Source organism: Pseudoalteromonas sp. meg-B1, assembly GCF_003173795.1.
In the GTDB taxonomy this organism is placed as follows: domain Bacteria; phylum Pseudomonadota; class Gammaproteobacteria; order Enterobacterales; family Alteromonadaceae; genus Pseudoalteromonas; species Pseudoalteromonas undina.
Genome location: NZ_QGQU01000002.1, coordinates 469,229 through 492,679, shown reverse-complemented (window position 1 = coordinate 492,679; position 23,451 = coordinate 469,229). Strand labels below are relative to the sequence as shown.

The following is a 23,451-nucleotide window of genomic DNA, read 5'->3' as shown; positions in this document are numbered from 1 at the left end:
TAATTAAAGGTTTATTTTTTGAAGGTAGGTTTTAAGCTTTAATAAGCCTGACTCAAGCTCAAACTTCTGTATTTTAGGGTTTTTAAACTTAAACCCGTTTGAAATATGAATATTAATCATCGTCGCCATGCCCTCAAAACCTGCAGGGGCAGTTGCAACTAAATCGCTCAGTAATGGCTGAATAAGCTCTTGATGCTCTTCAATTTTGGTTGGATCCTCGTAAATATCGTATACAAGGTTGGTTAGTGTGTGTTGGTGTTGTTGTTCCATAATAATTCTATAGCGCCTTAAATTTAGCGTTTATAGCTCCTTTTTGTATCAGTTTTTATTCAATGATTTATTCTTAATCAAAATTTCTTTTTTAGCTAACTCTAACAAATCAACAGCTCGTTCTTTATCATAAGCTAAAGGGCTGTGGTCAATAACATATTGTGCATGCTCATTTACTGCAAGCCAATTCTGCTGCGATTCATATAAGTTTGCTAACTTAAAGTGCGCAGCCGCAACTAACGAATTTGGCAATTCTGCATCTAATGCTAAAAATTCTTTGTAAAGGGAAATAGCATAATTAATATCTTGCTCCACAAACATACCACTGCCATATAACCAAGCTAAAGTTGAATAAGCTTTTGGCTCTTTTGCCGCAACCCGCTTTTTGGCCTCCTTTAATAATCGAGTTCCATCTCCATTATGAAGGCTTAGTGTAACCAGTGCCTTCCAGTATCCCATTTCATAAGCTTTTTCACACCACTCTTCGAGATACTCAGGCGCGTTAATTAAGCTTTTATGGCACTGCTCTGCGGCAGCTGATACAGTCAAATCTGGAGCATTTATATCTATTGAATTATCCCATCGAGGGCCAGCGGCATGAATAGAAGGCACTATAAGAATCAATAATAATAAAATTTTAGCCATATCATCATTTCCTTAAAATGACTTTTTCAGGAATATGAACTGTGTAAGAAGGTAAAGGCGAAGGTATATACGTTCCTTTCCTATAAAAGTAAGTTTCCCTTAATGGTTTTTCGACATCAGCCTCCCCCTTACAAATACCATTGTCAATACAGGTAGATCCACCGATGTACTCTATGATACTGATACGACTAACTTTTGAATTTAACATAATAGAGTCAATTCCAATATGCTTATTGCCAGCATGAAACGCATGATACCTATGCATAAATGCAACAATTCGAGAGCCTTCCTCTAACTTTAAATTTTTACTTAAAATATCTGCCCACATATGGTTTCGTTCGATATGAGAGTCAGTACATGAGCCGGTGTCTGCTTGCTCCCAATTACAACGTCCGTCAATCTCATCCATCATTTCAATAGGCATATCTAAAGGAACAATTTTCATCCCGAGAGAATTAGCCGCTTTTACTAACTCCCCATATCCTGTGCTTGAAGCATTAGTCCAATTCCATTTTGATTTAAAGTGCTGCTTGATTACGTCAAACCCCTTACCAGTACGCTGATAAAAATCTATTTTGTCTTTTATTCTTGTAGGTAGCATTTCCATTGCAAAATGAGTGAAACCAGCCGCCTTAAGCTGTTTTAAGGCCTTTATAGCCTCATATTTATAAGATACGGGGTTATGGCTCGACTCGGCAATAATAACTAATCGCGCATTACCAGCCATTGCTCTGTAATTTACATCCGTGTTTATTTTATTCATTTTATTTCCATATAGGTTTATTTAAATTACTGCACAGTTTAGTGATCAACTACTGGGGATTTAGGTTTTCTGCTTATTTTTAGTCTAAAAACCAGAACGTATACCACCTTTATTTAATACCATCTATTTCTTTCAGCACATTTAATAAAAGATCATTACCATTTTTAGAGATGAAATTTGCATGTATATATATTCTATCCTTTTCACTAAAATATATTTCACTGTTTGATATCTGTGTTAGATAGCTTTTAACTAATTTTGATTCGTTGCTATTGAGGCTTCTAAAGAGCGTTGAACCTTCCAATCTACCTCTATTTTTTAATGCAAAAAACGCTGAAAGATTTGCCATAAAGTGTGTCAAATCTTCTTTATTTACCTCTAGAGACTCCAAAAACTTTATAAAAGCTTTATCAAAAACTTCAGCGTTATCATTACTCGCTCTTAAAAAAGATTCAACATGTCCGCCAAGGTTTGCACCATGATTATGCTGGTCAAAATCGGGAGTTCTTACAAAATAGTTTTTTTCTCCACGAAAAAAGCTATTTGTCTCATTTTTTTTTATCGAAACTTCAAATAAATTTGTCATGTAAAATCTCTTAGTCAATGACAGTAAAGGTGTAATTGCTCAACTTATATTTTTAGTTAGCAACTTACTAAAATCATATCTACTTTTTATGTAACTCATTTGACATAGCAACAATATCAGCCATTACCCGTTTTTCACCTAAGTCAGCTAAAAAGTTTAGATGCTCAATAACCTTTACCTTTTTTAGATTTTCTAGTTTGTTTGTACCACCTAAGGCCAATGCAGGTACAAACGCATACATTTCATCAGAATCTAAGGGGCCTAGTTCCTTGTAGGCTCTTTCAAACAATAACTTCTCATCGACGTCTTTTTCATCTAGAGGTTCTTTACTCATTGATGCAAAAAATAAATCGACCGTTAATGTTTCACCATCTTCTTCTAAATCTGTAGAATTATCGGTAGGAAATAGCATACCAAAATTTGAATTGATATCTATACTCTGGCCAGATGTGCTACCCCAAACAATTAAGTCCCCAAACGCACTTCGCCCAATAACATAATAACTATCGATACCTTGCTCTTCTCGTTTAGCAAATTCAGTTCCTTGCAACCACGTTTGCAGAATGTCATGGTACTCACTAGGGTTAACTAGCCAAAAAATGCCATCTCCCCACCCACAGAAACCATATTCTTTCCAATATTCTATTAAACGTTCTGGCAGTCTACCTTTATAAAAGTCAAGTGTTTCTTGATTAGGTATACTTGCTTTAATTGAAGGGCCAAACCCCTCATAATTGTAAAAATCATCAAAATATTCATTCATTACTAGCACCTATGTAAATTTACATTCATCATTGCATCTGGTCCCAACTTTTCTAACGTACTCTTAGCCTGAGCATCCATAGCTTCGACTCGACTTAACGACTCTTTATCTCCAAAATCGTTAACCCCTTTATTTTTCCATTGAGAACCAATTGATTGATTAACACTCGCATCACCTAAGTCAAGTAAATCGCCATTATCATCGTTACCACCAGCAACCATATCAGGATTATGGAGCGCATTGAGTGTTTTCATATCTTTTTTGGCCAATAATTCAGCTTTAATTGTCAGTTTTTCCCCTCTCAATTTTTCGGTTTTTCTGAGCTCTTTTTTATATTTTTTTATTAAATTCGATTTAAATCGTTCTCTGGATTTTTTCTGTGCTGATCCAGTTCCTTTTCGACCGATTTCTGTATAGGCCTCTCGATTATCTAGATATTTTTTCACTGTCATATCATTAATGCCGTCTTGCTGCCCTTTCAATTGACGATCATATTCTGCTTCTGTACCTTTTGTATTTTTCTTAAAGCATGCAACCTTGTGCAATTCCATTTTTTTATCATCCTCATCGGATTGCAGTTTTGCTGTACTTTCGAAATTACTAGATAGCTCTTCAAGACTGTTATTATGAACGACAGTTTCAGAATTAATTAACGCGGCCTCTGTGATACCACCTTTGGTTTTGCCTCCTGGGACCCATTCCCCATCGTATGCACCACCTTCGCGACCATTTGGAATATCATACTCAAATCGCTCATCGCCAGGTTCGACTGTAATATAAGTAATTTCATCATTACTTAAGTCTGTGTTTTCGCCTAAACTAAGTTCATCTCTAAGTATTCTCCAATCATTTCCTGATTGAGTGTATTTAGCGATAATAGCGTCCATTTCACTTTTAAGCCCTACAAACTTTCTTGGCGGTAAAGTGGGGTACTCAGGGTTTAGCATCCAACTTTGAATAGAAATAAAACCTGCACCTTGTTGATTAAACTGCGCTATATGTGCATCTATATATGATTGTGGTAAATATGTCGACGGTTCTGGTCGCTCAGCTTTAGGTGTAAGTAAAACTTCTTTTACCTTTTTGTAGCTATCTGCAGCTTCAGTGGTGCTATTAAAATGCCCTTTGGTATTTTTTAAGAACGTATTCCAGGCATTTTCCTTACAACTCAATCCAAACGGATCTACCCAATTCACCGGATTCGGTGCATATTGATAGTGGTTTATGCCACCCACCAAACCAATTGGATCTTGGTTTATAAAACGTTGTTGTTTGGGGCTGTAGTAGCGATAACGGTTGTAATGAAAGCCGCTCTCTTCATCTAAATACTGCCCTTGAAAACGGATTGGCTGAGTGAAGCTGTTTTCTTTATTAAAGTCAGACTCGGCTTTAGGCTCCTCAAAACCATACACATCGGCTTGGTTTTCCCACACGACTTCTGCTTTGTTGTTGGTTACAAAACGTGGAGTATTCAGTTGGTCTAGGTGGTAGTAGTACACCTCACCTTGTTTAATCAGCGCGACTGGGTGAAATTGATTTGGCAGGTTGATATACCAGGTATATTCACCGTGTTGGTATTCACCAATGAGCTGGTCGTTATCCCAAATGTAGTCAATTTTGCCCTGCTCGGTGTGCTTGGCAATACGACGCCCCAGTGGGTCGTAGTCGTATTGAGTAAGTGTGCCGTTGTTGTTAAAGCAACTTAGCTGATTAAATGCGTTGTATTCACGGCGGGTTTTTATGCCTTTACCGGTTTCGCGTATTTGATTACCAAATTCATCATAATGAAAGTCGCTGTCGCCAAAGTGGGTTAAACGGTCTGCATCAGTGATGCCTGTAATAACCCCATCGTCTTCGCTTAGCTCACTAGCAACCGTTGCTGTACTTGAATCACTGTACTCACTATGAATTATATTACGTGTGCTTTCTGACTGATTACTTTCAACCTTGTTGCTGACGTCACTAGCATCGCTATCATCATTTAGCTGAGTCGTTTGTTGCTCTGTTAAATCGTTATTTTGAACCGTTGACTGGCTAACTGGGTTACCAAAGCTATCCCACTGGTATTGGGTAGTTTTTGTGTTCTCAGAACTTACTAGATTTTGTTGAATTAACTGGCCTAGGCTGTTGTATTCAAAATTAATGTTATGGCTACTAACGCCTTTCTCTTTACGCGCAATCAACTGGTTTACGCTGTCGTAATTGTACGTACAGGTATCAAATAGTGCTTGCGCAGGATGAGTTAACTGCTGCTGTGTTAAGCGGTTAAATACATCAAACTGTTGAGTAAGGGTTATATCATTACCAAACTTTTGCGTTTGAATATTACCTAGACTGTCATAGCTAAGCGCTGCAAGTTCAACAGCCGTGCTATTGGCTTGCTGTAAGTGAATAGCACTTAGCTGGCCAAATTTATTGTAGCTATATTTAAGCTTACTTGAATCTGGTAAGGTCAGTGATTGCCTTCTGCCAAAGTCGTCGTAACTGTATTTTAAGGTATGCGCTTGTTGCTGATTATGCACTTGCTCAGCACGCAGTAACCGCCCGCCTTTATCAAACTGCTGCTTTAAAGTTGATTGTGCATTATGCGCACGGGTAATTTTACCTTGCAGGTTATAGCTGTAGTAATTGGCGTTATTAACGATGTGCGTATCGGTTGCCAAACTGGCATGCTGCGCAATCACGCGGCCTAATTTATCGCGCTCAATTTTTACATGGCGTTTATTACTTTGTGTGACCGAGGTTAAGCGATTACAGGCATCGTATTTATACTGCTGCAGCGTACCGTCAAACCCTGTAACTTGCGTTGGGTTTTCGTTTGCGTCATAGCTTATGCGGTATACGTGGCCGTCGCTTCGCTCAATAGCGGTTAGGTTGCGCTCTTTATCGTACGTTAAATGCAGTGCGCTGCCATCGGGCTGAATAACACAATGTGGTTGGCTTAGCCCTTCAAAGTGTTGCTCGGTGGTATCACCCTTACTGTTTTTTGAGCTAATTAACCGCCCTGCATCGTCGTAACTAAAATGTTGCTGCTGTTTGTGCTCAGGGTCTTTTTCGTCAAAGGCAATGGTTTGCGCAAGCTGGCCATGCTCATTGTATTTATATTGAGTCAGCAAACCTGCGTTATTAATGGTGGCATTTACACGGCCTAAACTGTCGTAGCTATAACGAATAAGCTCATCGTTATGGTGTTTGGCTAAAAGCTCGCCTTGCTCGTTCCATACAAATTTAGTGACTTGACCATCTTTATTTATGTGTTGGGTTAGCTGGCCAAATTTGTCATAGCTGTAAAGTACGGTGCGACCGTCGCCAAAGGTTTCACTTTGCAGTAAACCCGCTACGCTGTATTTTCGGGTAATGGTTTGGCCATCAGGCAAGGTGGTTAATACACGCTGACCCAATTGGTTGTAAGCAAATTTTGTGACACTGCCATCTGGCTGCGTTATTGATTCTAACTGGCCATAAGGGGTATAACTGTATTTTATTTCACTACTATCTGGCTTTATTTCCGTTATTTTTTGACCTTGTGCGTTATAGCCGTATTGCCACACATTACCATTAGGGTCGGTGTGCTTAACTAACTTACCTTGCGCATTATGTACAAAGTGTTCTTTATGCCCACGCGAGTCTATACAGGTTGTTTCACCAGCGTCTAAATTATATTCAAACTGATATGTATAGGTGTTGTTATCGCCCCATTGTTTTATACATTTAGCACTCGATGAGTAACTGTCCCATTCAAAATGATGGCTAAAACCACTGGCACGAGTACGCTTAGTTAATAAGTTAGCGGCGTTATAGCCATAATGCTCTGTTTCACCTTGCTGATTGGTCGCGCGAACGAGGTTTTTGTTTTCATCATAATCATATTGCGCAAGTAACGGCGTAAGTAATACTGGCTTGTTGTTATCATCTGTACGGTAAGCCGAAATATTTGCCAGCAACCCTTGCGGGTTATATTTTAAAATACAGCCACGCGCTTTATTTACCTCAACGCGATGCAAGCGCTCTTTCGCATCGTAATAAAAACCAATACTTTGGCCTTTTTCATTAATAACTTTTTCGAGCAACCATGAGTTTTCGCCGGCTTTAAACGTAAGATGCTGATCATCTGGCGTTACCAATACTTGCTTACCATTTGTTTGGTAATGCAGCGCTAAATTACTGCTTAGCTGATAGCTCGATTGCCCCGGTTTTACTTTTTCAAAACGGTGTTTAGCGCCATGCTCATCTTGGTATTCTAACCAGTAGGTGCCTTTTTGCTTTGGACCTACTTTAGGTGGCGGTAAATAGTGCTCAGTTAACTGCACCATAAAGTCATGTCGCCAACCATTACCCATTACACTGCATACATCCGCATGCGATGAACGGTATAGGCGTCGCCAAATTAATTGTTTGCTACCTGCTAAGGTGAAATCAATAAGCGGCAAGATTTCTTCACCTGAGAGCATAGAAACTGGATCAGAGCGGCACTCTTGTTTGGTGATTGGTTCTTCACTTGGGGTATTATTACTTGCACCGCCACTATTTTTAGCCGGCGCTTGAGAGGCACTTTTACCTGAGGCTGTTGAACTGCTCTTACTACTTGGCTTTTTACCTGCTGCGCCGCTATTGGTGTTATCACTTACCTGAATGGCCGACTTAGCTTTTTGGTGATAACAACTAATTTTATCTGCAACCAAGGCTTGGGTTAATACACTCGCGGTTTCACGGGCTGACGCACCGCGCGAACAGTTTATTCCTGCAAGGTTAAGCAAGTTAATAACGTCTAAACGTTTAGCTGCGTCGCTTGTAAGCGCACTACCTACTTGCGCAATTTGATTTTTGGCACTTTCCGGCGTGTTAGCTGCTACAGCAACAAAGCCCGACGGCGCAGAACCTTTACCTGCAACGAGGCAAATTGGGTAACTTATTCCCTGTAAAACAACGGTATTACTTTGCATTAGCTGTGTACTTCCTCACTTATCCATAAGTATGATGCTGCACCTTGATGCTTAGCTTGCTCCTGTGAAAGCATTAATGCATGACTAAAATGCTCAACAATTGCAGGGCTTGTGGTTAATTGGTACAAATTAACCAACCCTTCTAGTGCGCCTATTTTCCCTAATTTATAATTGGGTAGTTCGTAATAAGTGTGCTCATCAATTAAGCTAGTAAGTAGCTGTAAATTGTTTAGCCAACTATCATCATCTACCCCATTTCCTGGTGCAAAAATTAGATCTATCTTATTCTCTGTTTTTTCAGCTAACCGCGTAAGCATACCTGCTAGCTGATTATGTTTGCTAAAATCAATAGATGCTGCAATTTCATGGCTTACCTGCGACCACCCACAAGGCACCATTTCAACTAGGGCCAACGCGCCACCTACACCTTGATAAGCAAACTGCTGCTGTTTATTTGCTTTAAAGGTTGCATCTAAAGCAATTACATTGAATTTTTGCCATTTTTTTTCACCGGCCAAAGCTATAGCAGAGTGCGCGGCTGTTGCACCATGAAAAATAAGCTCATTGCTATGATCGGGGTATAACTGTTGTAAGCTCTGAGTTAATAACTGTTTTAGCTCATCTTTAAATGATAACGCTGGTAGTAACCAGATCATCGGCAATGTGCTGTCTGTGACTTCTGCCATTAATTCTTTAGATTTAATTATGCAATCGTAAACACAGGCATCCCAAGACTGCCATTGCAGTTCATTAAAAACAGCACTGTTATCATCAAATAATAATGCATCTACGCTGCTAATATTTGGGGCAGAAAAGCATACCATCTCTATTGAAAATGCACTCATGATGCCACCTCGTCCTGAGCTTTATTGGCAGCGAGGTGTTGATAATAGCGATATAAGTTAAACACCCCTTGGCTATAGCTATCCATGGCTGATAAATAAATGGCATTAGGCACTTCATCAAGAGGGTGTCCTGCAATCAATCGTAAACTCGACATGGCGGTTTCATATTTAGGCCAGTTATGTTTTAACTGCTGCTGAAAATTTATTAACGCGCTTTCATCGCCTTGCCAAGCAAGTCGTTGAATATCGTACTCAACTAGCTGATCGAGTTTATCACCTAACATGCGCCTTATTAGCGCAATAATTAACGCGGGTTGCTCTACCTGTGGTAGCAAAGAATTAGCTAAAACAATCAGTTTTACAAAACCGCTTTGTAATAAAATATGCAATGTTTGATCAACCGATAAGATATTACTGGCATGATTGCTTAAGCTGTTTACTTGCTCAAAATTTAATGACAACAAAAATAACGACATTAAGGGTGATAGATGGGCTTGCTCACTTAATGCATCAAAAATAGCCGTTAATATCTGTGGCCCGTGGTGCTGCGCAAGGCTGGTAATTTGATTTATAGTGACCAGTGTTTGCGGCGGAATTTCATCATCAGCACTGTAAGCAAAAAACAAGGTGTTTAAATTTAATAGCCGAATTAAGTTAAAGCTATGCTGTTGAATAACCACTTTATTTATAATGATTTTAAAAAAAGCACTCAGCGCTGGCTGATTAAGCAGTTCATTTATAAATATAATATTTTTATTTTGTGGCAAGTTTGCCATGACTTCAATACATGCTTGGGCAACTAATTCATCGTTTTTAGTGTTAGTTATTATTTCGACTAGTTGCTCAGTGGTGGGCAATTCAAAATTATTTTTCTGATTATTGTTTTTTGCGTTTACCCAACAGCTTTCTAATAGGGTTTTTCTTAAATAACGAACATGACCTACACACGTAAACGGGCACAATTGAGCGTTACTAATTTGTAGTAATTGTGCTTGATGATCACTTAAATAGGTCGCTAGCAAAGTTAGCCACCAATTAAAACAGTTGGGTTGCCAACAACGATTTTTCCGCCGTGGCCACTATCATCGCCCATTCTGGCGGCGGGTTTGCCATTAATTTTAACGCTCCCCGAGCCTGTTTTTACGCTATCTGGCGGGCCAATACACACTATCATGTCGCCTTTGCGCGCCGCGGGCATGCCACCTATTAACACATTGCCAGAGCCGGCAACTATAGGTCCACCCACATGTGGAACTTTAGCGGTCACTTTAGGGCATACATGCATATGACCAATTGTAGCAGCGGGTTTACCCATTTTGACTCCTTGTCGTATCTTTGCTTGTTTATGAAATGCTATTCATACAGTGGAATAACTAGTAGCTTGTTAGTCGTCACTAATAGCGAAATTTCTTCAATTAGCTCATCTTTACTGTGATCAGCAAGTGCCACTGTGCTTTGAGTTGCATATTGATATAAATTTGAAATTACATTTTCACTATTAAGTGAATCACTTAAATGAATAAAAAACTGCTGTGCATAATAGCCATTCATAGCTTTTAAATGACTTAAAGCAGGGCTTAATAATGGATCATCTGGCCTATTTATTGGTAAACACACTAAATGCGGTAAACCATAGCGGCAGTAAACAACGTGCCCGTTATTTGCAATGCCGTTTCTGAATCCTGATTGAAAGTTATTGACTATTTCCATCATTAATTTAACTTAATTACACCAGCAGATAAGGTAATGGCACTGCCATCTACTTTTACATTACTGCCTTTAATATCAATGTTTGTACCTTCAATAGTGATATTGCCACTACTGCTCATTTTAATTTGCGCAGAGCCTGTTTTTATCACTATTTCGTCACCCGCTTCAATATTAAGTGTTTTACCTACTTTTAAGGTGTCGTTTTCACCCATTTCCGCAATACGGTTTTTTGTAACGTTGAGATTGTCGTTATTAAGAATTTCAACATTACGATCGTTATCTATTTTTTCGTTTTGATCGTTTTTAACGTAAAGCTGTTTATCTTTTTCGGCTTGCATATACACAAGCTCGCTGCCTTTTTTATCCTCAAAGCGCAGCTCATTGAAATTATCTGCTCCACCTTCTTTAGTTGAGCGAGTTTTAATACCGCTTTGCGTTTTTTCGCCCGGTAAAGCGTACGGAGGCATTAAGTCTGCGTTATAAACAGCACCACTTATAATAGGTTGATCTGGGTCGCCATTAATAAAATCAACCAGAACTTCTTGTCCTACGCGAGGGAAGAAAAATGCGCCCCACTTTTTGCCGGCCCAGTTTTGTGCAACTCGGATCCAACATGAACTTTTAGAATCTTTTTTACCTTCACGATCCCAATCAAATTGCACCTTTACGCGGCCATATTGGTCAATCATAATTTCATCGGCGCTATCACCCGTTACTATAGCTGTTTGTACGCCATTGATAACCGGTTTCTTTTTGCTCACTTGCGCTCTGTATGGAATGTCTTTTGGCACACATTCAAAGTGGTTAGAATACACTTCATCACTTGATGATTGTAAAGCGCCTGATTGGTTTGGTACTACAATCGATGTCATCATCGAGGTAATGGCAAAGGTTTTACCTTCAAGGCGTGGGTCTTCATGTTTTTTGAAACTAAACAGTTTACCAACAGAAAATGAGCGGCAGTCACTACGCCCGCTTGAGAGCTTCATATCTCTTTGTAGCGACTCTAATTGTACAGATGCCAAATTAGCCGCGCGAGGATGACACTCTGCTTCTGCTGTATATTCAAAAATTTCTGATACCGATTGCGTAGGTAACTCGGCATTTGCTTGCTCTGCATCAGGGTAACGCGACGGCTGTTTAAAATCGTAGCCTAAGCGCTTAAAGCTTCCTGGCGCTAAGCTTAATCCGCCTTGCCAACGCGAAACATGAGATTCGCTTAAATGGCCAGTTGAATGAACAACTTTAGCCTCACCACATGTTTCATAGGCAGTGATATCATCTGCCAAAACTAATGTATGGTTGCTTTTTGTATGCTCAAAGAAGTAAAAAATACCTTCGCTTTGTAATAAGCGTTGGATAAAGTCAAAATCTGACTCTTGATATTGCACACAGTATTCGTATTTGGGGTAGGTTTTACTGGTTTTATCTGAAAAAGCCACATTGTGTTGGCCAAACAAATCAGCAAATATATCTTTTATTGTTTTCTTTTGGAAAATGCGGCTGTTCTTGCGATTACGCATAGAAGCGGCAAAAGGCACAATGGTAGCTTGATAATCAATGTAATTTTTTTGTTCGTCAACGTCTGCAGTGCGGCTGCCGTTAGAAACAAGCTGACTCACAATACCGTGATAATAACGCTCTCCCCTACCTTCGGCATTTTTTACCTTTATCGATACCGGTTTGCCAACCAGATCTTCATGTGCAATTTGTTGGCCTATGGTGAACATATTGGCCGACATAACAAACAAATCTGACATGGCTTCTTGTGCAACGAAGCGTGTTAAATAAAGGGCGTCTTTACCAACAGGGGTACTAATTTGAATTACGTTTTTATCTTGTGTTGCTTTTTGCATTCCTTGCTTTTCCCATCCTGAAGATCAAAAAAAGCTCTGAGCATAAGCCCAGAGCTACAATCGGGTAACAAATATTACATTTGTTGACCTTTAACACCGCTGTAACCATATACTAGTGGTGCAGTGATGTTGTTTTGATCGTCAGTTGGTGTAACAGTCATCATCATTTCAGTGTAGCTGATAGTGATTGTTTCAATTGGACGGTCGTTTTGAACTGATACTGAGTAGCTAGAGATCATGGCATCTGTAAGTTCGATTTTCATGATTTCTTCAACTTTATCACCTTGTTTAGTGATATGAAAAACAGCAGGTAGACCTTTACCAATAGTTGCTTCTTTGAAAAGATCCGGAGATGCTTTATCTTGAAGCTTAGTAATAGTCACGTCGCCTAGACGAGTAGAGCTAGATTCACGATCCATCGCTGTACCAGTCGCTGAGCTAATTTCACGGCTAACGTTCCAATCTAAAGATAAAACTGTAATTAAATCTTTGAAAGACTCGGCAGTAGTTTCGCCTTTGATTGAACCGTATTTTAAATATGTATTTGCTTGCATTTGATAATGCTCCTTTTTATTAAACAATATTATCCATTATGTGGATTCGTTTACTTTGGTTACCCAAAATTCCTTGAAATCATTATCTCTAAAACAGCAATGAAAAGGTCTTCAGAATTCCTTTCCCTAGATGAAGACAATGTCTCAAAAATTCCATGTTTCTATATAAGACACACGAATTATAATGCTCTAAAACTAAAGAAACAACCATAAAAACAGGTTATTTTAAATTAACTTTAGTTAGCTCAATATCAAACTCATTATCCTTAATTAACAATGAGATAGATGTCACTTTTTCACCATCAACCATGCTCGAAAGCAAAATTTCAGACAATAGTGGTAGTACTTTATTCTGTAATATGGTGTGAATATTTCTTGCACCCGAACCAGCATTTTGACAATTAGCAATAATGTGCTCAATCACGTCATCGTTATACGTTAATTGCGCATCATAATGCTTTTTAACACGCTTAATAATTTTGCTAATTTGCAGTGCTGCAATTTGGGTCAGAATTTCATCACTTAACGGAATATAAGGAATAACATTAATGCGCCCTAAAAATGCGGGTTTAAATGCGCCTAATAAATCATCTTGTAATGCTTTTAATAAACCTTTAATACTCGGCTTACTTTCTTCATCTTCAAATAAACTCATTGTGGTATCAGTACCCACATTTGAGGTCATAATAATGATGGTATTTTTAAAGTCGATATCGCGACCTTCGCCGTCCTTAATCGTACCTTTATCGAATACTTGATAGAAAATATCTTGCACGCCTGGATGGGCTTTTTCCATTTCATCAAGTAGCACTACACTGTATGGTTTTCTTCTTACTGCTTCGGTTAAAATACCGCCTTCGCCATAACCAACATAACCTGGAGGTGAGCCAAGTAGTAATGACACTTTATGCTCTTCTTTAAACTCAGACATGTTAATAACTGTTACGTTATCTTCACTGCCATACACTTCTTGTGCTAGTGAAAGTGCGGTCTCTGTTTTACCAACACCGCTTGGTCCTGCCAGCATAAATATACCATTAGGGCGACTTTCGTCTGCTAGCTGCGCACGGGAGGTTTGTACCACTTTAGCCATAAGTTCAAGTGCATGATCTTGGCCAACTACGCGCTGTTTCATTTGCTCAGCTAAATTTAAAATGCCATGAATTTCATCTTCATGCATTTTACCAACAGGAATACCAGTCCAATCAGAAATAACCTGTGCAATCAACTCTTCATCAACTTGCCAATGCACCATATTATGTTCGTACGAGGCTAGCTTAAGCTTGCTTTCTTTTAACTGCTCAAGTACTTCAGCAGAAGAGTCTGCATCGTTGGTGTTAATCGATTCTAGCGCTTGGTTTAACTCGGCAACTATATCCTTCTCAACATTGAACTGCTCATTTAATGGTTCAAGTTGCTGTTCAATCTCAACTAGTTCAGATTTAAGTGCTGATAATTGTTCACTATGATCTAAACCAGTTTTTTGCTCACGATTTAACATTAAAACTTGCGCTTCAATTTCACTAAGCCTGTTTATTAACTGCTCAATCGCATTAGGTGTCGATGCTTGGCTCATAGCAACACGAGCACATGCCGTATCTAACAATGCAACGGCTTTATCGGGTAGTTGTCTGGCAGTAATGTATCTGTGCGATAGATGCACTGCACTTTCAAGTGCTTGCTCTGAAATAAACACTTTATGATGTTTTTCCATCACAGGAACTAAACCACGTAGCATAGCAACCGCTTTTTCTGGTGTTGGCTCTTCAACTTTAACCACTTGGAAGCGACGTGTTAGTGCAGCATCCTTTTCAAAAAACTTTTTATATTCAGCCCAAGTTGTTGCTGCAATAGTGCGTAACTCCCCTCTTGCTAGAGCAGGCTTAAGTAAGTTAGCAGCATCATTTTGACCTGCTTGTCCGCCACTACCAATCATAGTGTGAGCTTCATCTATGAAAAGAATCACAGGATCAACAGCGTTTTTCACTTCATTAATTAGCGACTTTAAACGATTTTCAAATTCACCTTTCATGCCCGCACCCGCTTGCAGCAAAGCCAAATCTAGGCTGTGCAACTTAACGTTTTGTAATACTGCAGGTACATCTTTTTGAGCGATTCTTAGGGCAAGTCCTTCAACCACAGCGGTTTTACCTACACCCGCTTCACCCGTTAATATTGGATTGTTTTGACGACGTCTAGTTAAAATATCTACCATCTGACGTATTTCGAAATCACGACCTAAAATTGGGTCTATTTTTCCTGCTTTTGCTTGAGCGGTTAAATCTACGGTAAATTGATCTAAGCTTGGTGTTTTAGATGAACCATTTGCAGGTGTTGTAGCACTTGCAGTGGTGGTATTACGTTCTTGCGATTGGGCAACAATTTCAGGCCATGCATGTAGTAGTTGTCCAGGTTCTATATTATTGAAAAGCTTGCTACAACGCGTTACTAAACTAGACAAGGTATCGTCTTTTGTAAGCGTATAAATAACGTAAGCACTGCGAATTTGCTCATCAGTAAATTCTATACTGGTGCTTAACCATGATTGTCTAAGTAAAGTAGTAACATGTACCGACAGACTAGGCGACGAATCACTGCCCGTTTTAAATGACTCTAATGATTGATTTAAATCTTGCTTTACCTGATCAATATCAATATCGAAAGCACCGAATATGAGTCTAACATCGTCTAGTTGCTGCTCAATCATAGCTAACAGCCAATGCTCTAATTCAACCGTAAAATGGCTGCGGCTATTACAAATTGCGACCGCTGCTTCTAAGCTCTTTCTACAATCTGGGCTTAGTTTCTCAACTAATTTGTTTAATGTCATCGTTGACATACACTGTTCCTTTTAATTTTAATTATCCTTTAAACGATAACTTAGTAGGGTTAAATTTAGGGGTGTTTTTACTCGCCATTAAAAAGCTATTTGCGCCTAGTTGGCATTCACTTTTTGACAGCTGCACCGCATCAAGTTGTTGAAAATCTGACTCAATAACAAGTCGAAATGAAATAGCATTGCCGGCATAGTCTTTGACAATTTTTTTAGCTAATTCAAATAACTTGCCTTTAGGTAACAAGGATTTTGCTTTATCAAAATCGCGGGTACTGATATGGATCTCGATATTAGAAGAAATATCCCATATCTTTTTACCAATTACCGTATCAACACCTAAGCGGGCATGTTGTCCCTCATAAAGGCGTTCACTTGCTAAACATGTTTGCTCTTGTGGCTTCAAATCGTGCCACTTACCTATCATTTGTTTAATGACAACATCACAGCCAAGATATGAGCTCAGTACACTTTTTAAATCAAAAGCATTGCGAATTTTTCGGCTATAAAGGCCTGAAAAGTGCAACTGATGTTCATCATAACCGCCGCTTAAAAGCCCTAATATTTGCGTGTATGGATCTTTGTTTTTATCTTTATTTACATGATTTAAAGACGGTTTATATTTTTTCCACGCTCGATAATATAAAGACACCAAACGGTGATTAAACATGTCGTAAAAGTCGCGCATAGTTGTATCTTTATAGCGAAGACGCTGCATCACTAGTTCGCTATAAAATTGAGGCAAAGCGCCCGAGCAACCCGTTAGTCCCATAAAAGAGATCTGCATGTTGACTTTATGTAAGCCATCTTCAAAGCTTGCTTGTTCTAATTTTGTGATAGCGTTACCTGGGTAACCAAATTTTTGAGTTGCGGTAAACTTAATTAACTCTTGCTTTGGACTACTGTCATACCCTACGTAGCGATACTCCAAGCCATGCTTTTTCAGCTGGTTTTCAATAATGAAAACTGCTTTATAAAAGTCAACTTGTGACGCTTGAGAAATAATATGTTGGATCATATTAACGGGCTTTCCCCAACTCGCGCAGGCCATTGGTAATACACTTGCTCTTGTTCTTTTAACCTTAAACTAACGCGAGTAAAGCTATTAATTGCTGCAAATTGCGCAAAGAAATGATCGAGGATAGAGGCAAAGAAAAACATGCCACTACCTGAAAAGTCATCATTGGCGAAGGTAATTTCAATTTCACTTCCCGTTGCAAAGCTTACTCGCCCTTTTTGCACAACACGAGCCGTTGCGGGTTCTACAACCACACGGTAAATATTATCAATAAGGCCTTTTGTTTGCGGAGATGCTCTAAAATCATAAAGGCGTAGCACTTCTTTAAGCTTATTACATGCATCATCTCCACTAAACGCGTCGAGCGTTAAATGATTAACTAATTGCCAACGAGTTGCATCGGCTAATATCGGTCTAACTGCATGAGTAAATGGAATTAAACACCTAATTTTTTTAATTACATCACCGCGTTCTGGCATCAATAAGCCTAGCTCATCGTCTCCAAAAGGCATGCTTGCAGGGAGGTTTCGATTACTGCAATTAGCACGTACGGTTAGGACCGTGTTCCCTTCAGCATAATCCATAGCGCTATTTTCAAATCGTGCATCTACCAATGATAGAAACGATTCGGTGCCTGACTCAACATAACCCCCTGCCCATGAGGCAGTTTCTCTGCGGATATGCCAAAACAAATCATCATGGCCTTGGTATCGTGGATGAGTTTGTCCATAAAACGGACAAACTATTTGTTTATTTCCCTTATGATCAAAGGCAATTACTTCTGAAATACCAATTACTTCTGAAATCTCAGAGTCCATATAACGCGGCGTTAATTGGTATTCGTATTCGCTCAGTTCAGGGCGAATAGGTTCTAATTCTTGTTCAAACATATTAATTATGGGCGTACACCCCATCAAGAACATGTCTTTGTCTACTTGCTTTTCAAGCTCTGAAGATTCAGCATCAAGATAAATATACACTGTGCATTTATTAGAATTTTTAGGCAACGATGAGTGAATATTTTCAAGTTCAAAAAAACGAAACTTTTCAGGAAAGGTAAAATTTTCGACGAGTAAGCGATAGCCGGCACTTGATCGCTGCGAATACGGTACAACCGCTTCATTTGCATCAAAGCCAACCGCTTTAAGTTGAGTTTTAGAAAGGTACTTTATTCCCTCATCACCATTATCAAAAGCAATGCCAATAACGTGCTTAAACAATAATTCATACACTTTAAGCGTATGATGCCATTGGCCATTTATAAATAATCGTAATTTTTCCAGCCCAGTTTCAGCCAGTGATACACCCGGGTATTCACCGGTTAGCTCAAGTTTGAAAATTGACTTTGCTTTCTCATGCCAACGTGGTTTTGGTGCCACAAAAGGACTGTTATCAAATTGCGCACTGGTAATTTCAACAGGCCATAAGTAAGTTTCATAACAGGTTTGAAACTTACATTGCTTCATTGACTCAACATTTGTTTCAACTTCACTCGCTCTTGGAATGACTACTCCCGTGGTTGAGAGGTTTTCAGCCTCTAATTTAACCACCGACATTGAAGGAATAGGCGCTTGATAGTCAGGTAACATTTGCCCTAATAAAGCATCAGTAAGCTCAGGAAAGCTATCATCTAACTTTTGCCTAATATTAGCCGTTAAAAATGCGAACGATTCAATTAATCTAGATACATGAGGGTCTTCAATATGATCATCGCTTAGCTTTAATCGCCCTGCAACTTTAGGGTATTTTTCAGAGAAGTCTTTACCCATATGACGAACAAACGCCAATTCACGATTGTAATATTTTAATAATTCATCGTTCATAAAGAAGCCTCTATAATCTTCATCCCTAAGTTCACAGGCTCAACTTCAGAGTCAAAGCTAATAAACTCTGGCTCTGGATCTGCATATAGTAAAGCGTTTATTCGCAAGTTTAATACTCTATTTACGGGTACTTCATCGTCAGTAAATACCTCAACCTCAATAAACCGAGGCTCAAATTTCAAAATTGTATTTCTAACGGTTTCACATAGCAGTGCCCGCCCTTCGTGAGAGCTCACCGACATACTCGAAAAGTCAGGTAAACCATACGATAAGCAGGATGTTGCTAACTCTGCATATTGTGCTGGCCAAGTGTGCCATTGAATTCGCGCATTTAGCAGCGCTTCTATGTCTCTGCGTACATTTTTTCTCAGCTCACTAATGCTGATCCCCTCAGTACGAGATGGGGCACCCTGAAAGTCTGGCTCATCGTCAATGAGCCTATCTAAAATGGATGCTTGAAGCTGCTGCTTATGCTCTATCATAATTATTTACTATGCTTACTCAGCTGTTTCTAGGACGTTTATTTTAAGGTTTGGAACAGTGATGGCTTCATCGTTGACAAACAACATTTTCATTCCTTTGCCTATAATAAATTCGTCTTGCAGCTCTTCCCAATCAGATACCTGGCCTAGCTTTTCAAGATCTGTATTTGAGTTTGCGTAAACTAGTGGCAAGTGAGCCGTACCTGATGGACCGTCTTTAATAGTAATTTCAACGCGTAACCAAATACCCTCTAATAATGACGTTACAGGTTCTACTTTTAATGTTTCAATTTCATTAAAGTTAGCCAGGTAAAACTCGCCATTCGTGCCTAGCACTTCTAAATAAGGACTTAAGCTATCATCTAAATCTCGAATTGCTGATTGCTCGTCTTCAACACTCTCCAAGCGAAGCGCTTCCATTTGTTGTGCAAGACTGGCTGCTTCAGATGTTTCACCTTCAAGCAAAGCAACATGCATTTTTAAAAACAAGGTATCTAGCTCATTGGCTTCATGAAAAAGTTTAGGAATCCCCTTACCTTGATAAAAATCTACGCGCGATTGCTGGGCACGAATTAAATGTCTAAGGTTAACTGCACCTACAGCAAACTCTGGGTTCTTTTGCACCATAAAGTCGAGTTGTTTGTCTGCTTTTTCAAGCTCGCCATTAATGCAAAGTAATTCAGAATAAATACTTCTAATGTCAAAATTTAAAGGCTCATCTTGCAACTCGGTAGCGCAGCATAATAAAGCATCAGCAAGTTTTCCCTCGCGAATTAAACTGTGTATTTTTTTCATGATTATTCCTTTATTTTATGATGAGGACTGAGCTCTGTTATTAACTTAATACTAGAGACCATTTGGTCTAACTGAAAGTGGGGCTGTAACTGCAAAACCGAAAAGTAATGCCCCGGGTTTGCTTTATTTTCACTTACTTTTATTTTTGCATTACTCAGTGGATATTTGCTTCTGATATGCTCAGACGCGGAGTCTGACGCGGTTGTGTAGTTATTTATCCACGCCTGTAAATCTCTCTCACAGGCCTGTGCTGTGCTATAAGAACCGACACGATCGCGGGCTAATAATTTTAAATAGTGCGCAAAGCGCGATACACACAAAATGTATTGCAACATAGACGATAAGCGCGCATTGATATTGGCAGCACTTGAGTCGTAATTTTTTGTTTTTTGAACCGATGCATTACTGTAAAAAACGATATGTTCCGTATTTGTAACCGAAGAAGCTGGGATAAAACCGAGCTCAGAAAATTGCTTTTCAAACTTACTGGTTACTAATAAATCAAGTGGCGGCTTTGCCTCTTTTTGATAGGTATCGTTTGCAAAGCTATCACGAGCAAGTCCTGTTACTAATCCCTTAGAGACTTTACCTGGCTCTATACCACGAATGTGACCAAACCAACCGCTATCGCAGTAAGCTCTAATTATTGTTGATACGAATTGATACGCTGCACTGCCCCACAACATATCTGTTTCTGGATTTTTTATTTGTTCTTTGAAGTAAAAATCTTGATGGCGTTTGCCATCATTAACATAAGGCGGCCTGACTAATACATGAGGCAATGTAAAGCCCATGAAGCGGGCTTCTTCCATTTTTCTAAAACTTTGCCATTTTATATATTCAGGCTGTTCAAACTGATTAAATAAATCAGAGTAATAACCTAAATCTGAAAAGCTATCAGCACCAAATAAATTAGCCGATGCCGAACATATAAAAGGAGAAAATGCAGCCGCAGCCGTTCTTGATACCTCTTTTATGGTATCAATATCGTTGTAAATAGTGCCTGCTGAGCAACCATTACTAATTTCGTAATCACCAATTACAATACCAAAAGGCTCGCCTCCGGCACTGTCAAACTCGTTTTGATAAAGTAACTGAAAAAACATACTTTGATCAAAATCAATCGCTTTGTTCACGTCTTTTGAGAGCGTTGACCAATCACAATTGAGCAATTTAACTTTTACTTTTTTTTCTTTGTCTTGTTGCTCTGTTTGTAATAATAACCACCATAGATTACGCCAGCTAGCTTCTAAACGTTGAAAGCTATTAGCATGAATTATGTGGTTGAGTTGCGATGAAATAAGCTGATCGAGTTCAATAATTACACGTTGTAAATAAGGACTTAAAGACTCCTTATTCCAAGAAAGGGGAGAATCAGAAGAGCCTTCAAGCCATAACAATAACGCTTTATCTAGGTTTTTTTCATTTAAAAACCTATCGAGCAAAGCGTCATTATCACTAATTCGAGACTGTGACTTTTGTTGAAAAGTGAAGTCTTGATTTATAAATGAAAACTCTTCGTGATTCATTCTATTGCATCATCCTTAATGCGAGAGAGCGGTATTATTAACCGATCTCTGGGATTTTAGCTACAAGACGTAAAGAAGACGTTAGTTCTTCCATTTGTAACCAAGGTTTCAACCAAGCAACAGCGTTGTATGCACCAGGTTGACCTGGGATCTCTTTTACAGATACTTTTGCATCTGCAAGAGGGTAACGTGCTCTAATGTCTTGACCACCGCCCTCTGTCGCATTTACATATGACAGGATCCAACGGTTTAACCATGACTCAACGTCTTCAGCTTCCATAAAGCTACCAATCTTATCGCGTGCCATTACTTTTAAGTAATGCGCAAAGCGAGAAGTTGCCATTAAGTATGGTAAACGAGCTGAAATAGCAGCGTTAGCCGTGGCATCAGGCGTTGAGTAAATTTTTGGTTTTTGACAACTTTGACCGCCAAAGAAAACAGCATAATCAGTATTTTTATAGTGACATAGAGGTAAGAAGCCTAACTGACTTAACTCTGCCTCACGACGATCTGTAATGCCAATTTCTGTTGGACACTTAAGATCTGGGTCACCATCATCACTAGTAAATATGTGAGTCGGTAAGCCTTCCACTTTACCGCCGCCCTCAGCACCACGAATAGCAGTACAGAAACCGTATTGAGAAAACGCAGCGGTCATGTTAGTTGCCATAGCGTATGCTGCATTACTCCAACAGTAATCACCATTATCAGTGCTCACTGAACGGCCGTCTTTTGGCTCAACTTCAAACTCTTCGTAGTTGAACTCTTCAACTGGTTTTGACGCTGCACCATAAGGTAAACGCGAAAGGAAACGTGGCATAGTAAGTGACACAAAGCGTGAATCATCGCTGTCTCTAAATGAGCGCCATTTAGTGTATTCTAATGATTCAAATACTTTTTCTAAATCACGTGGTTTAGTAAGCTCTTCCCAATTATCAAAACCAAATAAAGACGGTGAAGAGGCAGCAATAAATGGACAGAAGCCAGCTGCAGCCACATTAGACATTAAGCTTAATGTTTCAACATCTTCAGGGTGATTAGTAAATTCAAAGTCACCTACGATAGTGCCATATGGTTCACCACCTGGAGTACCAAATTCAGACTCGTAAATTTTCTTGAAGGTTTGGCTTTGATCAAACTCAACGGCTTTACTTAAGTCTTTATGTAACTCTTTTTTCTTCATGTTTAAAACACGAATTTTTAATGTAGAACTTGTTTCAGAATTCATCACTAAGTGATGTAAACCGCGCCATGAGCCTTCAAGTTTTTGAAACTCATCCGAGTGCATTACCACACTTAGCTGTTTGGAGATTTTTTGATCGATTAACTGAATAGCTTCATTAAACGTCACAGTCATGTTTTTATTCCATTGAACTGTGCCTTTTAATGCTTCTTCGGTTAATGTTTTTAGTAACTCTTCAGCACGGCTCGACTCTGTTTGTTTAGTCGCACCAATTGCTTGCTCTAATAGTGAAGAACTTACTTCTGATACCGATTCTGATTCTGTTGCTAATTGTTCAGTGCTCATTTATCAGTCTCCTCTAAGTTAAGTTCTTTAGCCATCGAGTCTAAGCTTGCTGTATTGCTTAATACTTCTTCGAGTACATTCTCAAGCTCTTCTGAACGGTCAATTTTGGTCATCAAGTCACGCAGCTTGTTGCGCGTTTCCATCAATTTGCGTAAAGGTTCTACTTGGTTTACAACCGCAGCAGGCTCGAAATCGTCAATCGACTTAAAGTTCAAGTTAACTTCAAACTGAGAACCATCATCCGTTAATGTATTGTCTACTTTTAAACGCAGAGAAGGACTCATACGTTTTAAAACATCATTAAAGTTATCACGATCAATTTGAATAAAACGTCTATCTTTTAGTGGTTTAAGTGCTTCTGTGTTATCACCAGAAAAATCACCCATTACACCTACTACAAAGGGTAATTCTTTTTTTACTGCCGCGCCCTCAGTTTCCACATCATAAGTGATATGTACTCTTGGTTTACGAACTCGTTTTAACTTATCATGGATACTCATTGAGAACT

20 protein-coding genes are annotated in these 23,451 nt (G+C 39.1%); all 20 read right to left on the bottom strand.

Translation table 11 applies throughout. From position 1 onward, the window contains the following. Positions 1-3: 3 nt before the first annotated feature. Positions 4-270 (bottom strand): hypothetical protein, encoded by a 267-nt coding sequence (locus DK924_RS10655; RefSeq protein WP_109875120.1) that lies wholly within the window; start codon positions 268-270, stop codon positions 4-6. A gap of 48 nt (positions 271-318) precedes the next feature. Next, positions 319-915, bottom strand: a complete 597-nt coding sequence (locus DK924_RS10650; protein ID WP_109875119.1) for a hypothetical protein — start codon at positions 913-915, stop codon at positions 319-321. A 4-nt stretch (positions 916-919) separates the two neighbouring features. Continuing rightward, positions 920-1,678 carry a ChaN family lipoprotein gene (locus tag DK924_RS10645; RefSeq protein WP_109875118.1) on the bottom strand — a complete coding sequence of 253 codons (759 nt, stop codon included), beginning with the start codon at positions 1,676-1,678 and terminating at the stop codon, positions 920-922. Positions 1,679-1,787: 109 nt separating this feature from the next. Continuing rightward, positions 1,788-2,264: a hypothetical protein gene (locus tag DK924_RS10640; protein WP_109875117.1), complete on the bottom strand. Its 477-nt coding sequence runs from the start codon at positions 2,262-2,264 to the stop codon at positions 1,788-1,790. 79 nt (positions 2,265-2,343) lie between these two features. Then, positions 2,344-3,027, bottom strand: coding sequence for a GAD-like domain-containing protein (locus tag DK924_RS10635; RefSeq protein ID WP_028834229.1), 684 nt, complete (start codon positions 3,025-3,027; stop codon positions 2,344-2,346). A 2-nt stretch (positions 3,028-3,029) separates the two neighbouring features. Further along, complete coding sequence (locus tag DK924_RS10630; RefSeq protein WP_109875116.1) at positions 3,030-7,970, bottom strand: polymorphic toxin type 15 domain-containing protein; 4,941 nt, start codon at positions 7,968-7,970, stop codon at positions 3,030-3,032. Then, positions 7,970-8,815, bottom strand: a complete 846-nt coding sequence (locus DK924_RS18755) for a hypothetical protein (RefSeq protein ID WP_181388771.1) — start codon at positions 8,813-8,815, stop codon at positions 7,970-7,972. Before DK924_RS18755 ends, DK924_RS10630 begins: the two co-directional genes overlap by 1 nt. Beyond that, entirely contained in the window at positions 8,812-9,837 is a 1,026-nt protein-coding gene (locus DK924_RS10615) for a hypothetical protein (RefSeq protein ID WP_109875113.1), read from the bottom strand. The genes DK924_RS18755 and DK924_RS10615 overlap by 4 nt, the downstream gene beginning before the upstream one ends. A gap of 2 nt (positions 9,838-9,839) precedes the next feature. Beyond that, positions 9,840-10,130: a PAAR domain-containing protein gene (locus tag DK924_RS10610; protein WP_010389361.1), complete on the bottom strand. Its 291-nt coding sequence runs from the start codon at positions 10,128-10,130 to the stop codon at positions 9,840-9,842. A gap of 38 nt (positions 10,131-10,168) precedes the next feature. Beyond that, positions 10,169-10,528 (bottom strand): hypothetical protein, encoded by a 360-nt coding sequence (locus DK924_RS10605; protein WP_054201386.1) that lies wholly within the window; start codon positions 10,526-10,528, stop codon positions 10,169-10,171. Beyond that, complete coding sequence (tssI, locus tag DK924_RS10600; RefSeq protein WP_109875112.1) at positions 10,528-12,381, bottom strand: type VI secretion system tip protein TssI/VgrG; 1,854 nt, start codon at positions 12,379-12,381, stop codon at positions 10,528-10,530. Before tssI ends, DK924_RS10605 begins: the two co-directional genes overlap by 1 nt. Before the next feature lie 74 nt (positions 12,382-12,455). Next, positions 12,456-12,935 (bottom strand): type VI secretion system tube protein Hcp, encoded by a 480-nt coding sequence (locus DK924_RS10595; protein ID WP_010389365.1) that lies wholly within the window; start codon positions 12,933-12,935, stop codon positions 12,456-12,458. 220 nt (positions 12,936-13,155) lie between these two features. Further along, the gene (gene tssH, locus DK924_RS10590) at positions 13,156-15,774 is read right to left on the bottom strand and encodes a type VI secretion system ATPase TssH (protein WP_055011524.1); all 2,619 of its coding nucleotides are present in this window, start codon (positions 15,772-15,774) and stop codon (positions 13,156-13,158) included. A 22-nt stretch (positions 15,775-15,796) separates the two neighbouring features. Further along, positions 15,797-16,786: a type VI secretion system baseplate subunit TssG gene (gene tssG / locus DK924_RS10585; protein WP_010389368.1), complete on the bottom strand. Its 990-nt coding sequence runs from the start codon at positions 16,784-16,786 to the stop codon at positions 15,797-15,799. After that, entirely contained in the window at positions 16,783-18,609 is a 1,827-nt protein-coding gene (tssF, locus tag DK924_RS10580; protein ID WP_109875111.1) for a type VI secretion system baseplate subunit TssF, read from the bottom strand. Before tssF ends, tssG begins: the two co-directional genes overlap by 4 nt. Next, complete coding sequence (gene tssE, locus DK924_RS10575) at positions 18,606-19,091, bottom strand: type VI secretion system baseplate subunit TssE (protein ID WP_109875110.1); 486 nt, start codon at positions 19,089-19,091, stop codon at positions 18,606-18,608. The genes tssF and tssE overlap by 4 nt, the downstream gene beginning before the upstream one ends. 15 nt (positions 19,092-19,106) lie before the next feature. Then, a complete protein-coding gene (locus tag DK924_RS10570) occupies positions 19,107-19,886 on the bottom strand; it encodes a type VI secretion system accessory protein TagJ (RefSeq protein ID WP_054201391.1) in 780 nt (259 codons plus the stop codon). 2 nt (positions 19,887-19,888) lie between these two features. Continuing rightward, on the bottom strand, positions 19,889-21,415 hold the full coding sequence (gene tssC, locus DK924_RS10565; protein ID WP_010389374.1) for a type VI secretion system contractile sheath large subunit: 1,527 nt from the start codon (positions 21,413-21,415) through the stop codon (positions 19,889-19,891). A gap of 37 nt (positions 21,416-21,452) precedes the next feature. After that, positions 21,453-22,943, bottom strand: a complete 1,491-nt coding sequence (gene tssC / locus DK924_RS10560; protein ID WP_010389377.1) for a type VI secretion system contractile sheath large subunit — start codon at positions 22,941-22,943, stop codon at positions 21,453-21,455. Continuing rightward, on the bottom strand, positions 22,940-23,443 hold the full coding sequence (gene tssB, locus DK924_RS10555) for a type VI secretion system contractile sheath small subunit (protein WP_010389380.1): 504 nt from the start codon (positions 23,441-23,443) through the stop codon (positions 22,940-22,942). Before tssB ends, tssC (DK924_RS10560) begins: the two co-directional genes overlap by 4 nt. Positions 23,444-23,451 lie beyond the last annotated feature (8 nt).

Excerpts from the sequence above, each read along its gene's own strand:
- DK924_RS10650 (WP_109875119.1), bottom strand. The coding sequence starts at position 915 with ATGGCTAAAATTTTATTATTATTGATTCTTATAGTGCCTTCTATTCAT.
- tssB (WP_010389380.1), bottom strand. The coding sequence starts at position 23,443 with ATGAGTATCCATGATAAGTTAAAACGAGTTCGTAAACCAAGAGTACAT.
- tssE (WP_109875110.1), bottom strand. The coding sequence starts at position 19,091 with ATGATAGAGCATAAGCAGCAGCTTCAAGCATCCATTTTAGATAGGCTC.
- DK924_RS18755 (WP_181388771.1), bottom strand. The coding sequence starts at position 8,815 with ATGAGTGCATTTTCAATAGAGATGGTATGCTTTTCTGCCCCAAATATT.
- DK924_RS10595 (WP_010389365.1), bottom strand. The coding sequence starts at position 12,935 with ATGCAAGCAAATACATATTTAAAATACGGTTCAATCAAAGGCGAAACT.
- DK924_RS10635 (WP_028834229.1), bottom strand. The coding sequence starts at position 3,027 with ATGAATGAATATTTTGATGATTTTTACAATTATGAGGGGTTTGGCCCT.
- DK924_RS10570 (WP_054201391.1), bottom strand. The coding sequence starts at position 19,886 with ATGAAAAAAATACACAGTTTAATTCGCGAGGGAAAACTTGCTGATGCT.
- DK924_RS10610 (WP_010389361.1), bottom strand. The coding sequence starts at position 10,130 with ATGGGTAAACCCGCTGCTACAATTGGTCATATGCATGTATGCCCTAAA.
- tssI (WP_109875112.1), bottom strand. The coding sequence starts at position 12,381 with ATGCAAAAAGCAACACAAGATAAAAACGTAATTCAAATTAGTACCCCT.
- DK924_RS10655 (WP_109875120.1), bottom strand. The coding sequence starts at position 270 with ATGGAACAACAACACCAACACACACTAACCAACCTTGTATACGATATT.
- tssF (WP_109875111.1), bottom strand. The coding sequence starts at position 18,609 with ATGAACGATGAATTATTAAAATATTACAATCGTGAATTGGCGTTTGTT.
- DK924_RS10645 (WP_109875118.1), bottom strand. The coding sequence starts at position 1,678 with ATGAATAAAATAAACACGGATGTAAATTACAGAGCAATGGCTGGTAAT.
- DK924_RS10605 (WP_054201386.1), bottom strand. The coding sequence starts at position 10,528 with ATGATGGAAATAGTCAATAACTTTCAATCAGGATTCAGAAACGGCATT.
- tssG (WP_010389368.1), bottom strand. The coding sequence starts at position 16,786 with ATGATCCAACATATTATTTCTCAAGCGTCACAAGTTGACTTTTATAAA.
- tssH (WP_055011524.1), bottom strand. The coding sequence starts at position 15,774 with ATGTCAACGATGACATTAAACAAATTAGTTGAGAAACTAAGCCCAGAT.
- DK924_RS10640 (WP_109875117.1), bottom strand. The coding sequence starts at position 2,264 with ATGACAAATTTATTTGAAGTTTCGATAAAAAAAAATGAGACAAATAGC.
- DK924_RS10630 (WP_109875116.1), bottom strand. The coding sequence starts at position 7,970 with ATGCAAAGTAATACCGTTGTTTTACAGGGAATAAGTTACCCAATTTGC.
- tssC (WP_010389374.1), bottom strand. The coding sequence starts at position 21,415 with ATGAATCACGAAGAGTTTTCATTTATAAATCAAGACTTCACTTTTCAA.
- tssC (WP_010389377.1), bottom strand. The coding sequence starts at position 22,943 with ATGAGCACTGAACAATTAGCAACAGAATCAGAATCGGTATCAGAAGTA.